The sequence below is a fragment of the Dyadobacter beijingensis DSM 21582 genome (assembly GCF_000382205.1).
Taxonomy (GTDB): Bacteria; Bacteroidota; Bacteroidia; order Cytophagales; family Spirosomataceae; genus Dyadobacter; species Dyadobacter beijingensis.
Genome location: NZ_KB907786.1, coordinates 580,461 through 594,032, shown reverse-complemented (window position 1 = coordinate 594,032; position 13,572 = coordinate 580,461). Strand labels below are relative to the sequence as shown.

The 13,572-nt window shown below is 50.9% G+C and carries 12 protein-coding genes and 1 tRNA gene; 6 read left to right on the top strand and 7 right to left on the bottom strand.

Annotated elements, in window-relative coordinates; genetic code table 11:
- Positions 1 to 35: 35 nt before the first annotated feature.
- The 3 genes from H144_RS0102575 to H144_RS31330 all read left to right on the top strand — a co-directional run bounded on the left by H144_RS0102575 (position 36) and on the right by H144_RS31330 (position 1,641).
- Positions 36 to 1,142 (top strand): MBL fold metallo-hydrolase, encoded by a 1,107-nt coding sequence (locus H144_RS0102575; RefSeq protein ID WP_019940466.1) that lies wholly within the window; start codon positions 36 to 38, stop codon positions 1,140 to 1,142.
- 67 nt (positions 1,143 to 1,209) lie between these two features.
- Positions 1,210 to 1,395 carry a type II toxin-antitoxin system HicA family toxin gene (locus tag H144_RS0102570; protein WP_019940465.1) on the top strand — a complete coding sequence of 62 codons (186 nt, stop codon included), beginning with the start codon at positions 1,210 to 1,212 and terminating at the stop codon, positions 1,393 to 1,395.
- A gap of 12 nt (positions 1,396 to 1,407) precedes the next feature.
- Complete coding sequence (locus tag H144_RS31330) at positions 1,408 to 1,641, top strand: hypothetical protein (RefSeq protein ID WP_019940464.1); 234 nt, start codon at positions 1,408 to 1,410, stop codon at positions 1,639 to 1,641.
- Between the two features lie 69 nt (positions 1,642 to 1,710).
- Here the strand turns inward: H144_RS31330 and H144_RS0102560 are convergent, their stop codons facing one another.
- Together H144_RS0102560 and H144_RS0102555 are read right to left on the bottom strand one after the other, a co-directional pair.
- On the bottom strand, positions 1,711 to 3,888 hold the full coding sequence (locus tag H144_RS0102560; protein WP_019940463.1) for a T9SS type A sorting domain-containing protein: 2,178 nt from the start codon (positions 3,886 to 3,888) through the stop codon (positions 1,711 to 1,713).
- A 321-nt stretch (positions 3,889 to 4,209) separates the two neighbouring features.
- Positions 4,210 to 4,281 (bottom strand) — tRNA-Glu (locus tag H144_RS0102555).
- A 255-nt stretch (positions 4,282 to 4,536) separates the two neighbouring features.
- On the opposite strand from H144_RS0102555, the gene H144_RS0102550 reads away from it, so the two are divergent.
- A complete protein-coding gene (locus H144_RS0102550) occupies positions 4,537 to 7,017 on the top strand; it encodes a M14 family zinc carboxypeptidase (protein WP_019940462.1) in 2,481 nt (826 codons plus the stop codon).
- Between the two features lie 59 nt (positions 7,018 to 7,076).
- Here the strand turns inward: H144_RS0102550 and aroQ are convergent, their stop codons facing one another.
- Positions 7,077 to 7,493, bottom strand: a complete 417-nt coding sequence (gene aroQ / locus H144_RS0102545; RefSeq protein ID WP_026350356.1) for a type II 3-dehydroquinate dehydratase — start codon at positions 7,491 to 7,493, stop codon at positions 7,077 to 7,079.
- A gap of 34 nt (positions 7,494 to 7,527) precedes the next feature.
- On the opposite strand from aroQ, the gene xerD reads away from it, so the two are divergent.
- Positions 7,528 to 8,424, top strand: coding sequence for a site-specific tyrosine recombinase XerD (xerD, locus tag H144_RS0102540; RefSeq protein WP_019940460.1), 897 nt, complete (start codon positions 7,528 to 7,530; stop codon positions 8,422 to 8,424).
- 2 nt (positions 8,425 to 8,426) lie between these two features.
- On the opposite strand, the gene H144_RS0102535 is transcribed toward xerD, so the two are convergent.
- Positions 8,427 to 8,633 (bottom strand): hypothetical protein, encoded by a 207-nt coding sequence (locus H144_RS0102535; protein WP_308425736.1) that lies wholly within the window; start codon positions 8,631 to 8,633, stop codon positions 8,427 to 8,429.
- Position 8,634: 1 nt separating this feature from the next.
- Positions 8,635 to 9,144, bottom strand: coding sequence for a SixA phosphatase family protein (locus H144_RS0102530; protein ID WP_019940458.1), 510 nt, complete (start codon positions 9,142 to 9,144; stop codon positions 8,635 to 8,637).
- Positions 9,145 to 9,343: 199 nt separating this feature from the next.
- Here H144_RS0102530 and sppA point away from each other — a divergent pair, with 199 nt between their 5' ends.
- Positions 9,344 to 11,110, top strand: a complete 1,767-nt coding sequence (gene sppA, locus H144_RS0102525; RefSeq protein ID WP_019940457.1) for a signal peptide peptidase SppA — start codon at positions 9,344 to 9,346, stop codon at positions 11,108 to 11,110.
- 52 nt (positions 11,111 to 11,162) lie between these two features.
- Here the strand turns inward: sppA and H144_RS0102520 are convergent, their stop codons facing one another.
- Both H144_RS0102520 and H144_RS0102515 read right to left on the bottom strand, forming a co-directional pair.
- A complete protein-coding gene (locus H144_RS0102520; RefSeq protein WP_019940456.1) occupies positions 11,163 to 12,086 on the bottom strand; it encodes a YihY/virulence factor BrkB family protein in 924 nt (307 codons plus the stop codon).
- Between the two features lie 153 nt (positions 12,087 to 12,239).
- Positions 12,240 to 13,478 carry a NupC/NupG family nucleoside CNT transporter gene (locus tag H144_RS0102515; RefSeq protein ID WP_019940455.1) on the bottom strand — a complete coding sequence of 413 codons (1,239 nt, stop codon included), beginning with the start codon at positions 13,476 to 13,478 and terminating at the stop codon, positions 12,240 to 12,242.
- Positions 13,479 to 13,572: the final 94 nt, after the last annotated feature.

The following is a 13,572-nucleotide window of genomic DNA, read 5'->3' as shown; positions in this document are numbered from 1 at the left end:
ATACTATGGCTAAACGGACTATTAAATTTTCCTTCATGATATTCTTCATCATCCTGGCGCTGATCGTCATTTCGGCGGTTGTATTTATGCAGCAACCCCAATTTGGAAAACACCCCGCCGGCGCGCGCCTGGAACGCATCAAAAAATCGCCGCACTACCGCGACGGCCAGTTTCAAAACGAGAGCTTCACACCCGACCTCGCCGAGGGCAGCAGTTATGCAAAAGTTATCACGAAATTTTTCTTTGGAAAAAGCAAATACAACATCCCCGGCGCGCTGATCCCGTCGCAAAAGACCGATCTGCTGCATTTACGGCCGGACGAAGACGTGCTGGTATGGTTCGGGCATTCGTCGTATTTCATCCAGCTCGACGGCAAAACGTTCCTCGTAGACCCGGTTTTCAGCGGCAGCGCCTCCCCGATCAAATTCACGACGCCAAGTTTCAAAGGCACCGACGTGTACAAAGTGGAGGATTTCCCGGCGATCGACTACCTCTTCATTTCGCACGACCACTGGGACCACCTCGATTATGAAACGATCCTGAAATTGAAATCGAAGGTCAAAAAAGTAGTAACCGGCCTGGGCACGGCCGAACACCTCGAATACTGGGGCTACGATGCGGCCAATATCATTGAAAAGGACTGGAACGAAGGCGCCGACCTGGGCGGTGGTTTTAAGGTGAATATCACGCCGGGCAGGCATTTCTCCGGTCGCGGTTTTAGCCGCAACCGTGCATTGTGGGTGTCATTCGTGCTGCAAACGCCTTCGATGAAAATCTTTATCGGCGGTGATTCGGGTTATGATAACCATTTCAAACGGATCGGCGCGGAATTCGGGCCATTTGACCTGGCGCTGCTCGAATGCGGCCAGTACAACGAAGCCTGGAAATACATTCACATGATGCCGGAAGAGACCGTCACGGCGGCCCGTGAGCTCGGCGCGAAAAAGCTGATGCCTGTTCACTGGGCCAAATTCGCCCTCTCCATCCACGACTGGAACGAGCCTATCCTCCGCGCCAGCGCCGAAGCCGAAAAGCAGCATATGCCGCTCGTAACCCCGCTCATCGGCCAGAAGGTGGAATTAAAAGGCAACCAGGTTTTCACGCAATGGTGGAAAGAAGCGCAGTTGCAGCCGGAGGGGTGAGGTAGGAGCACTTGCCGATATCCAGCAAATTCGTTACATTTATCTTCACACGCTATTGTTTTAATGCATGACTTCAAGAGAAGTTTTAAAATTGCTCAGACAGGACGGCTGGTACGTAAAGAACCAAAAGGGTAGCCACTTACAGTTAGTACACGATGAGAAACCCGGCAAAGTGACGGTTCCGATGCACAGTGGAGATCTTAGCCCCGGCGCGTTAAACAGCATTTTGAAGCAGGCAGGCCTCAAAAATTAAACAGGCAAGAAAATGGAGAATAGTAAAACAGAAAGGCAGATCATCACACTAATCGTTGAAAATGGAGAGTCTTCCCTTTGGGGTCGTGTCACTTACGACGATAATCTGATTGTTGATGAAGCTGCAACGATTGACGAGCTGCAAGCTAAAATGCGTATGCTCCTCCTGGATTTTCATGACCTGTCGCCAGAGTCGTATGAATTCAGAATTGAGTATGACGTTACCACATTGAAAGCATTCATTTAAAATAGCCTTGACAAAAAAACGGCCGGGCTCATTGCCCGGCCGTTTTTGCACTCTAACCTATTTAAAAAATCACTCGGCTTTGATGAAACGCAGTTTCGTGCCTTCGCCGCCATGATTGATCTTCATGAAATAATGACCGCCGCCTAGTTTTTTCACATTGATGCGGTGGGCGTTTTTACCTGCCGAAATGCGGATGGTAGATGTACTTACCGGTTGCCCGGCGATGTTGTAGATGGTCACGTCCGAAGTACTCGCGCTGCGTGACGAGAACTGTACGTTCACGTAATCTGACGCAGGATTTGGCGAAACCACGGTTCCTGTAAGCACGTCGGTTTTCACGGCAACGATCTTGCTTTTGGTGAAAGTGCCGTCGATGTCGATCTGCTTCAACTGGTAGTAGTTTGTTCCCGTCAATGGGTTTTCATCGAGGAAACTGTACCGGCCGGTGCGCTGGTCGGTCAGGGATACTTTGCCGAGAACCGCTTCGTTCTGCATGCGATCGTCGTAGCGGAGGATTTCAAATTCTTTGCCATCCTGCTCTGCTACTACATTCCAGGTCAGTTCCACGCCCTTTTCAACGGCTTTGCCTTCGAAGTTCGAGATATAGATCGGAAGTGCCACGTTTACGCCGAATGCGTCGAGACTTGCCGTTGATTTACAGCTTCCGCCCTGAATTTCCAGTGTGTAGGCACCGGTAGGAAGTGTGTTATAGTTGATAACAGGCGTATTGTTCTGCGGTGCAACACGATTTTGACGGATCACATTACCATTCTGCTTGATTTTCCAGTCGATCGCAAAAACATTCTCTCCGTCGAAACGGAATTGAAGCGTCGTTTCACCTGACGACACGATCGATTGCAAATTCGGTCCGCGGGTACAAGTAGCGCGGGTATCCGTTGCCGATACGGTGAAATCCCGTGTAGCTGCCCCCGATGCCTTGCAGTCCTCGGCTCTCAATTCGAATGTATAATTACCATTTTGCAGGTAGTTGAATGTCAGGTTAGCGGAATTCGACGTCAACGTACCGGTTTTGCCGCTTGCGACAGCATAGCTGCCTTGCAGGATGCGCCACGAGAATACGCGCAGGTTGTCGCCCCCGAAGTTCACGGTTGCACTGCTCGGTGTAATAGCATTGATACCCGTCACAGATGGGCCGTTCTGGCAATCAGGAACCGTTACGACCGGCTGCTCGATCGTGAATGCACGGCTGTTAACCGCCGAGCTGCAATTATTCCCTTCGATTTCGAGCGTGTAGTTGCCGGGGGCGAGTGACTGGTAAGACAGGTTCACGCTGGTAGCGCCGCCCAGATCATTCGTCGTACCCGACCTTACCTCGTTTCCGTTGGACTTAATGCGCCATTTCAGGCTGCTTACACCCGAAGCGGAGAATGCAAGGGACAATGCGGTTTGGCTGATGTTGGTAATATTGCTGATCGTCGGGCCGGATGCACAGTTGTTGTCAGGCAGCGGCGTGGCTACTTTCGGTGTGGTTGGCCAGAAACAGCCGTTCACCATGTCGGGCGTCAGCACACCTCTCCATTTCTGGTCGAGCTCGCTGCCGTCTTTTCCCTGAATGGTTTCAATCAGAAGGCCCATTTGGTAGTTTTCCGTGCGGTCGTCGTTCTCGCCCTGCTTGATCATCACGCGCAGGAGACCGTTCACATATTTGATAAACTGGTAGGTATTACCGGTCGGCCCCCTGAAAATCCCCAGGCGCTCACCGTTTGGCATGACTACATTGTTACAAGTAATTTGACCTGACCCATTGGTACCCAGCAGGTTAACTGGATTAGTACTCGGATCGACCGGGTTTACGCAGGTCTCGATCAACCGGCTGTTGGCGTCGTTGACGGGAAATGTCCCTTCTTTCAGGTGAAAAAGTATCCAGATATTATCAGGGACCCGGCCATTCCAGTTGAGGTAAATACGGTTGTCCTGCAAGCGCACCCATACAGGCTGGTCGTCGCCTGTTCTTCCCAGGTACTCGCCGTGTGTCCAGGTACGGCCACCGCAGGAAACGCGATTAGCGAGCGGAGCGGCCGTTTTGGCGGCAATCGTGTAAGGTTTTTCCGCAGCCTCCGCGTAAGGATTGGTGATTTCGTACGAGCCATTCAGTTCACTCGCAATACTGTTTTCCAGATTTACGCTGTCCACACGCGCAAGCGTGTTTTCGACGTCGATGTTCGGAGCAGCAGCCACTGAGCTTACCACTCCTCCCGCAAGAACAAGTTTCAGTAAAAATTTCATAGAGCGTAAAAATTAGTGGGCGATATGGAAGAGCCCGGCCGGTTAATATATTTAGAATCAGCCCGTCGTCCGTTTCAAATATACTACAAAGACCTAGAAAAATTTTTATATTTGTAGAATAATATTGCTCACAAAATCGTTGAATTGCCTCGCTCGCGGGTAAAGAAGTTTGTAAAAATGCTTTCAATGCATTTCCTGACGCAATTTTTGCTACAAAGGATTGCGAAAATTCACGAGCCGAAAGTGACCTGAAACAAAAAAACCGCCCAAAATTTTGAGCGGTTTTTGAATGATTGAAAGTGCTAACTTCGCACGGTTTTGTGACCCATAGGGGAATCGAACCCCTGTTTCAACCGTGAAAGGGTCGTGTCCTAACCGCTAGACGAATGGGCCGACTGGTCTCCTACTTCGTGCGTTTTTGTTTCACTTTCTTTCACTTTCCGTTTCCCTGTTCCGAAAACGTGGTGCAAAGATGCAGGGTTGAATTCTAAAAAGCAACACTCGGGCAGAAATAAAAATCAATTAATTTTTAGTTAACTCATTTTCAGAAGTTTCAATTTGAAAAAATTTTTATCCTTTCTGCGGGTAACTTAAAATTCCGGTAACTTTCTAAATTTGGGTTTAACCGTTTCACACGTTTCACTTCCTATGACCAAACTGATCCGCTACCTCTTTTTCCTGCTTGCCGTTCAACCCGCATTTGCCCAAACTCCCACGCCCGACCAGTTCCTGGGCTTCCCGCTCGGGTCGCGATTCGCCTACCATCACCTCATTGTCGATTACTTCAAATCCGTGCAGGCGCAGAATGCCGACCGGATGAAGCTTGTCGAATACGGTAAAACCAATGAGGGGCGCCCGCTGATGCTGGCGTTCGTGTCGTCGCCGGAAAACATAGCGAAGCTCGAAAGCATACGGACCAACCATTTGAAAAGCGTAGGCCTGCTGCCCGGCAAGGCGGATGCGTCGGTGCCGCCGATCGTCTGGCTGAGTTATAATGTGCACGGCAACGAATCGGTATCGTCGAACACGAGTATGAAGGTCATTTACGAGCTGCTGAACAAGCAGAATGCATTGACGCAGGATTTTTTGAAAAATATGGTGATCCTCGTCGATCCGTGCATTAACCCCGACGGCTACGAGCGCTACACGCAATGGTACAACCGCGTGCAGAATGTCGTGCCGGACGTGACGCCCTTCGGCCTCGAACACGACGAACCCTGGCCCGGCGGCCGTTTCAACCATTATCTTTTCGACCTGAACCGCGACTGGGCATGGCAAACGCAGATCGAAACGCAGCAGCGCATTGCGCTATACAACCAATGGATGCCCCATTTCCACGCCGATTTCCACGAAATGGGCCCTTCACGCAGCTATTACTTCCCGCCGGCCGCCAGGCCTTACAACAAGGACGTAACGGCCTGGCAGCGCCAGTTTAATGACCTTATCGGCGACTATTGCCGCAAATACTTCGATAAAAACAACTGGGCCTACTTCACCCGCAACGATTACGACCTCTTTTACCCGAGCTACGGCGATACCTGGCCCACGGCAAATGGCGCCATCGGCGTCACGTACGAGCAAGGCGGGGGCGGGCGCGCAGGCCTCGCGCTCGAACGTGGGAATGAGCACGATACGCTTACGCTCAACAACCGCATTGCCCACCATTATGCTACTACGCTGGCTACTTTAGAAGCGGTGCTTTCACAAAAGGACAAGGTCGTTTCCGAGTTTATCAAATTCCACCAGGATGCGACGAACGCGCCTGTGGGCAATTTCAAAACTTATGTGGTGAAGGCGGGAAGCAATGCGCGCGCATTCAGCAGCTGGCTCGACAAGCAGGGTTTCCTGTACGGAACAGCGGGCAAGTCGCAGTCAACGAAGGGGACGGAACTGACGACGGAAACGGAGCAGCCATTTAAAATCGAGCAGAACGACCTGCTGATCAGCGCCTACCAACCAAAATCCAATCTCCTCCGCATTCTGTTTGACCCAAAACCCGCATTGGAGGATTCCGTAACCTATGACGTAACGAGCTGGGGGCTGGCCTACATTTTCGGCCTGAAGGCCTATGGTTTGAAGGAAAAGCTCACGCCGGCGAGCGCTAATCCAGCCGCTGTCGATAATCCCGTTCCGGCAACATCTCCGTACGCTTACCTGGCAAGCTGGTCGAGTGCCGGGGACGTGGCATTTCTGGCCGAATTGCTGAAAAATGGTTTGCTCGTCAAAACTTCCAATGCTGCATTTGAAATGGGCACCGTCTCCTACCCGGCCGGCACGCTGATTATTACCAAAAAAGGAAATGAAAGTCTGCCGTTCGATAAGCTGGTAACATCGCTGGCTAATAAGCATTTCGTCAAACTGACGCCGGTTGCCACGGGTTTCGTGAACTCGGGCCCGGATTTCGGGAATGACAATGTGATCGCGCTGCGCGCGCCGAAAGTGGTGGCAGTAGCCGGTGACGGCGTTTCAGCCACGGCATTCGGGGCAGTATGGCATTATTTTGAGCAACAGATCAAATATCCTGTCACGATCGTGAATGCGGCCAAACTGGCCAGCCTTCCGTGGAATGAGGTGGACGTACTGATCCTCCCGGACGGGCGGTATGGCGATATTATCTCCGAAAAGCAGCTGGAAGCCATTCAAGGCTGGGTGCGCAATGGCGGCAAGCTCATCGCCATGGAACGCGCAACCGACGCATTCGTGAGCAAAAGCGGCTTTGGGTTGAGCAAGAAATTTTCAGACAAGAAAAAGGATGACGACACTTTCAAAAAGTACGGCGACCAGCAGCGCGAGGACGCCAGCGACTCGTCACCGGGCAGCATGTTCGAGATCAGTATGGATGCCACGCATCCGCTCGCATTCGGTTGCGCAAACGACTACATTACCATTGTCCGCGACGCCTATGAGCGGGATTACCTCAAAGACGGCTGGAATGTAGGTTACCTGAAAGAAGACAACTACAAAGCCGGATTTGTAGGCAAGAAAATGTCGGGCAAACTAAAAAACACGCTTATCATCGGCGCCCAGGAAATCGGCCGCGGCCAGGTGGTATACCTGATGGACGACCCCGTTTTCCGCGCGATGCTGCAAAAGGGGAAGGTACTGTTCGGGAACGCGGTCTTTCGGTAATGTTGAATGAGTGAATGACTGAGTAAAAATTTAACTTAAAAGACTATTCAATCATTCAATCATTGAAAATATCGGATCGCCAATTCATACCCTTTCAGCCCCAATCCGCAAATCATCCCCTTGCACCGCGCCGTGAGGTAGCTGTGGTGGCGGAACGACTCCCGTGCATGGATGTTCGAGATATGGACTTCTACGGCGGGCGTCGTTACCGAAGAAAGGGCGTCGGCTAGGGCGATGGAAGTGTGCGTATAGCCGCCGGCATTGATCACGATCCCGTCGAACGAGAACCCAACTTCGTGGATTTTGTCGATCAGCGCGCCTTCGTGGTTCGATTGGTAGTAATGCAGTTCCAGGTCCGGGAAAGTGCCTTTCAACGTTTCGAGATAATCTTCGAAAGACTGGTTACCATATACGCCGGGCTCTCTTTTGCCCAAAAGATTCAGGTTAGGGCCGTTCAGGATCAATATCTTTTTCATTTGCTTTGTAGCATTAATCATTTCTTCTTACGCAATGTGGCAAAGCTACATCAAACATTTTAAAAATTACCTCCGCCTCGAACGCTCGCTTTCCGGCAATTCCGTGGAAGCCTACGTGCGGGATGTGGAAAAGCTGGAAGAATTTTTGGAACTGCAAAAGCTCGACCTCTCTCCTGCCCGCGTACAGGAAGTGCATTTGTCGGCCTTCCTGAAATACATTGCAGAGCTGGGCCTTGCGGCACATTCGCAGGCACGGATGCTGTCGGGCATCAAGGCGTTTTTCAAATATTTGTTATTGGAAAACGAAATCACCGAGGACCCTACCGAGCTGCTCGAATCCCCCCGCCTGCCGCGCAAACTGCCCGATGTGCTCTCCTATGAAGAAATCGAAACCATGCTGAGCGCCATCGACCATTCTACGCCCGAGGGCACGCGGAACCGGGCCATTATGGAGGTTTTGTACAGCTCCGGCCTGCGCGTTTCGGAGCTCACGGACTTGCAGCTGACCAACTGCCACTTCGACATTGGTTTTCTCAGGATTATCGGGAAAGGCGACAAAATGCGCCTGGTACCGATCGGGAAAGAGGCCATTAAATACACGCAAATCTACCTCGACCACATTCGCGGCGAGATCGCTCCGCAAAAGGGAAGCGAGGATATCGTGTTCCTGAACCGCCGGGGCGGCCAGCTTTCGCGGGTGATGATCTTCCTGATGATCAAGGACACGGCGGAAAAGGCGGGGATTCACAAAAACGTCAGCCCGCATACGTTCCGGCATTCATTCGCCACGCACCTCATCGAAGGCGGCGCCAGTCTACGGGCCGTGCAGGAAATGCTGGGGCACGAATCCATTACCACGACGGAGATTTACACGCACCTGGACAGGGATTACCTTCGGCAGATCATCACCGAATTCCACCCCCGGAGCTGATGCTATTTCTCGACATCTTTTAGTAGAGAATCCAGTTTCAGCGAGTCGGCGTCCGGCGTGGCGCCGGGCAAGGCGCGTTTGAGTTGCTTCGGCTTGTTCCAAGGCGCCGTGGTGCGGCTGGACATGTCGTACGAGATGTACGCGAACAAGGCTACAAAAGCGATAAAAACAACGATAAATAGCTTTCTGTTACGATTTGGCTGCTCCATTTCACTCATCTTCTTCTCTTACCTGCTTCGGCGTTTTGTACAGTACGAGGTCGCCCGTTTTCGCAGATATTTCCTCCCATTTCTGGTTTTTAAATTCAATAATTGCCACGCTTCCCTTTTTCATGGAACCGAGGCTGGCGCCCGACAGGTATTCCGCAAAATAGGTAATGTCGGGATTATGGCCGAAAAGCATCAATACCGAATGATTTTCGGATACCGTTGTGACGGCTTGAAGATACGCGCGCGGTCCACCGTCGTAAATGCCGGACTGCGTTTCGATTGCATCCACCGAAAGCTTGTACTGTCCTGCAATGATTTCCGCCGTTTTGATCGCCCTCGACGCCGGGCTCGACACAAAAATATCGGGCTTTACCCCCTCCCGGACCAGCCATTTCCCCATCGCCAGCGACTCCGACAAACCTTTGCTGTTAAGATTCCTGTCGAAATCCTTAATCCTGAAACTCTGGTCTTCGGCGGTCGCGTGCCGTACTAAAATGAGGGTCTTTTTCATTTGCTGGTTTTTTCTCCAAAAGTAAATAATCTGCTATTGTAAAACCGCTCGTCTGCGCCGAAAAATTGGAGCGGTTATTTCAACCACTTAATGTGCGCAAACGACCTTTTGACATTATTTCATCGACAAAGCGCGACAATTAATACGTAATTTTGTTCCTTGATCAACTTATAGAGACGAAATCCATTAGCAATAGATTATGTTACAGTTCCTTAAATATGTCCTTGCGACATTCGTAGGCCTCATCCTCTTCGTATTCCTCTCCTTTTTTATCATTGGTGCCATCGGTGCCCTATTTTCTTCGGATGAAAAAGTTGTAATTTCTGAAAAATCGGTCCTGAGACTGGACCTCAATCAGCCGATCAAGGAAGTGGGTGTCGACAATCCGTTATCAGAATTCGGCATTCCGTTCAGCGGGGAAGAAACGGTGGTAGGCTTGAAAGACATTCTGGATGCATTGAAGAGCGCGCAGAATGATGATAAAATCAAAGGTATTTACCTCAAAACGGAAGGGCCGGACGCCGGCTGGGCCACATTGGAAGAAATCCGCAACCAGCTGCTGGAATTCAAAAAATCAAAGAAATTCATCGTTACTTACGGTGAAAGCTATTCCGAAAAAGGCTATTACATCGCTTCGGTAGCCGATAAAATTTACCTCAATCCCGCCGGCGGTATCGAATGGAACGGGCTCTCGGCCGAGTACAGCTTCTTCAAAGGCACATTTGATAAACTGGAAATCAAGCCGCTGGTATTCCGGGTAGGCGAGTTCAAAAGCGCCATCGAAATGTTCTCCCGGCAGGATATGAGCGAGGCCAGCAAGAAGCAATCCATCGAACTCATCAGCGCGATCAATAACAATTTCCTCAAAAACATTTCGGCATCCCGCCACATCCCTGTGGATGAACTGAAAAACCTCGCCGATTCCCTGGCCGTCGAAAATCCGAAATCTGCATTGAAATACAAATTTGTAACGCACCTCGGCTACCAGGACGAACTGGAAACCGCGTTGAAAAAAGAATTGAAAGTCGAAACGGACAAATCGATTACCTATGTGGGCGTGAGCAAATACCTGGATGGGGCCAGCTCCGTTGAAAAAGGTGATTTCAACAAACGAATCGGTGTACTCGTGGCGGAAGGTGAAATCACCAGCGGCGATGGCGGCGACGGTAACATCGGTTCCGACAAGTTTGTGAAAGAGCTGAAAGAAATCCGTGAAAACGATAAGATCAAAGCGGTGGTCATCCGCATTAACTCCCCGGGCGGCAGCGCACTAGCCTCGGATGTCATGTGGCGTGAAATCCAGCTTACCGCGAAGAAGAAACCAGTGATCGCGTCCATGTCCGACGTGGCGGCTTCCGGCGGCTATTATATGGCAATGGGTTGCAATACCATTGTGGCTCAACCCAATACGATCACCGGTTCCATCGGCATTTTCGGACTGATATTCAATGTCACCGACTTTATGAACAACAAGCTTGGTATTACCTTCGACGGCGTAGGCACCAGCCCGCACGCAGACTGGCCTACCGCTACCCGCGAAATGACGGAATTCGAGAAATCGATGATCCAGAAGAGCGTGAATGAAGGCTATGAAACCTTCACGCGCAAAGCTGCCGAAGGGCGCAAAATGCCGGTCGAAAAATTGAAAAGCCTCGCGCAGGGGCGTGTATGGTCGGGCGTGGAAGCGAAGCAAAACGGCCTGGTAGACGTGCTCGGCGGTGTGGACGATGCGATCAAAATCGCTGCCAAAGCGGCGAAATTGCAGGAAGGCGACTACCGCGTACGCTTCTACCCGGAAAAAAAGCGACCGCTTGACGAGCTGATTGGTAAAGTGATGGGCGACAACGAAGAAAAGGCCACCAACAAAGCAATGGGTGACCTCGCTCCTTACGTGAAAATGTACAAGAAATTGATGAATATGGGCGGAATGCAAACGAGAATGCCGTTCGAGCTCGTGATCCGCTAATAGTTCATTCCAATACCTCTTTTGAAGGCCTGCACAAATGTGCGGGCCTTTTTTAGTCGGTAACTTCCACGCCCGTTTTCTGGTCCAGCTCCTGGCGCACGATGAGCACCGCGTGTTTGTTAGGCGCAATAGCTACGCCGTCCAGCCGTGCGTAACACTTGGTAAACTCCGCCCCGAAATAGAGGATAATGGAAGAATAATAGATCCAGGTCAGCAGTATCACGATCGACGCGGATGTACCGTATGCGGCGCCGAGATCGGACTGGCCGAGGTAAAAACTGATCACAAATTTCCCTATCAGGAACAGTATCGCCGTAAATGCGGCACCTACAATGCATTCTTTCCAGCGCAGATCGCCATCGGGCAGTACTTTGAAAATCACCGTGAACAACGCAGTGATAATCGACAATACCAATGCGAGATTGACAATGTAAAAAACAACGACAGATGCTTCCGAAAATAGCGATTCCAAACGGGAACTAAGCAAATCCACCACCGCGCTCGCTCCCAGCGAGACGACGAGCAGGAAGCCCAGCGTGAGGATCAGCGAGAAGGAGATCAGCCGGTTTTTCAGGTATTGCAGCCAGCCCTTCTTAGGTTTCGACTTAATGGCCCATATGAAATTGATCGAATCCTGCATTTCCGCAAATACTCCCGTGGCACCGACCAGCAGCGTAGCGATCCCGATCGCCGCGGCCATACCGGATTTATTGGATAGCTCGGCGTTTTTGAGGATTTCCTGCAACTGAGAAGCCGCCGAGGCACCTACCAGCCCGCTGATCTGCCCGAAAAGCTCGCCCTGGATCGCGTCGCGGCCAAAGAAAATGCTGAAAACCGAAATGATGACCAGCAGCATCGGAGCCAACGAAAATATGGTGTAGTACGATAACGCCGCGCTCAGTTTCATGCCGTTATCGTTGAGAAATTCATTGAAACTGTCTTTTAGCAAAGACCCGAAGAGTTTGATGCGTTTCATAGTAAATGTGTGAATGCGGTTTCCGGATGTTGATTAGCGGGCTGTTGGAAAGATTCGTGCCAAAAAAACAAACTTGCGTGGAAAAGGCAACAGCCCAAACGACAAAAAGGGCACATCCTGCGCCCTTTTTGCCCAAAAATCAATGCCGGATACTTACAAAAGCAACCCCGCCAGCGTAGCCGACATATAGGAAGCCAAAGTACCGGAAATCAATGCTTTAAAACCCAAACGAGCCAGGTCGGCCCGCCGTGACGGCGCCAGTTCGCCGATCCCGCCTACCTGAATGGCAATGGAACTGAAATTGGCAAAACCGCACAATGCAAAGCTGGTGATAACAATCGTCTTATGGTCGAGCGTGTCTCTGAGCTTCACCATGTCGAGGTAAGCCACGAACTCGTTGATCACCATTTTAGTACCCATTAATGAGCCAGCCGCTTCGATATCCTTGGCAGGAACGCCCATTGCCCATGCGAAAACCGAGAATATTTTACCCAGTATAAAATTGAAACTCAATTGCGGGAAAGAGAAAATCCCGCCTATGTAGCCCAACAAATAATCCAGCAATGCTACCAATGCGATGAAACCGATCAGCATCGCGATCACGTTGAAGCCTACTTTCAACCCTTCGCCCGCACCCGCGGCGATCGCGTCGAGCAGGTTCGCGTGGGTTTTCTGAATTTCTAGTTTCACCATTCCTTTCGTATCGGAATGCGTGGTTTCGGGAAAAACGATTTTTGAAATGACCAATGCGCCGGGTGCGGCCATCAAACTGGCGGCGATCAGATAAGGTGCGGGTACGCCGAGTGAAATGTAAACTGCCATTACCCCGCCGGCAATACATGCGAAACTCCCCGTCATCGACGCCATCAGTTCCGAATTCGTCATGTTTTTCAGGTAGGGCTTGATCATAATCTGCGCTTCGACCTGCCCCACAAAGGTACTGGCCACATTCGAAAGCGCCTCGGCCCCGCTCACGCCCATGAGCCAGTATACGCCGCGCGCGATGACGGACACGATGCGCTGCATAATGCCCAAATGGTAAAGCATATTTACCAGAACGGCGACGAAAATGATGGTGGGGATTACTTTAAAGAAGAAAACGAAGTCGTTGCCAGGCCCGAATGCCCGCTGCATCAGTTCGGGCCTTACCAATGTGCCGAATACGAAATCGGCGCCTTTATCAGAAAATGAGAGCAATTTCTGGACTTTTTCGCCCAGCCATTGGAAAACCCGCTGGCCGATGTCGGTTCGGAGGATGAAAACTGCGAGCCCGAATTGCAGGCCGAGCCCGACGGCGACGGTACGATAGTTGATGGCCTTTCTGTTGTTCGACATCGCAAATGCAATGCCCAGGATCAATACGATACCCAGCAATCCTGTAAATCTCTCCATGCGTAGTTTGTTGTCACTTTTAAACCAAAGGTGCAAAATAACAACAAATTAGTCGCATGGTCGCAACTAACTCAAAATATCAGGAAGAGAGGCA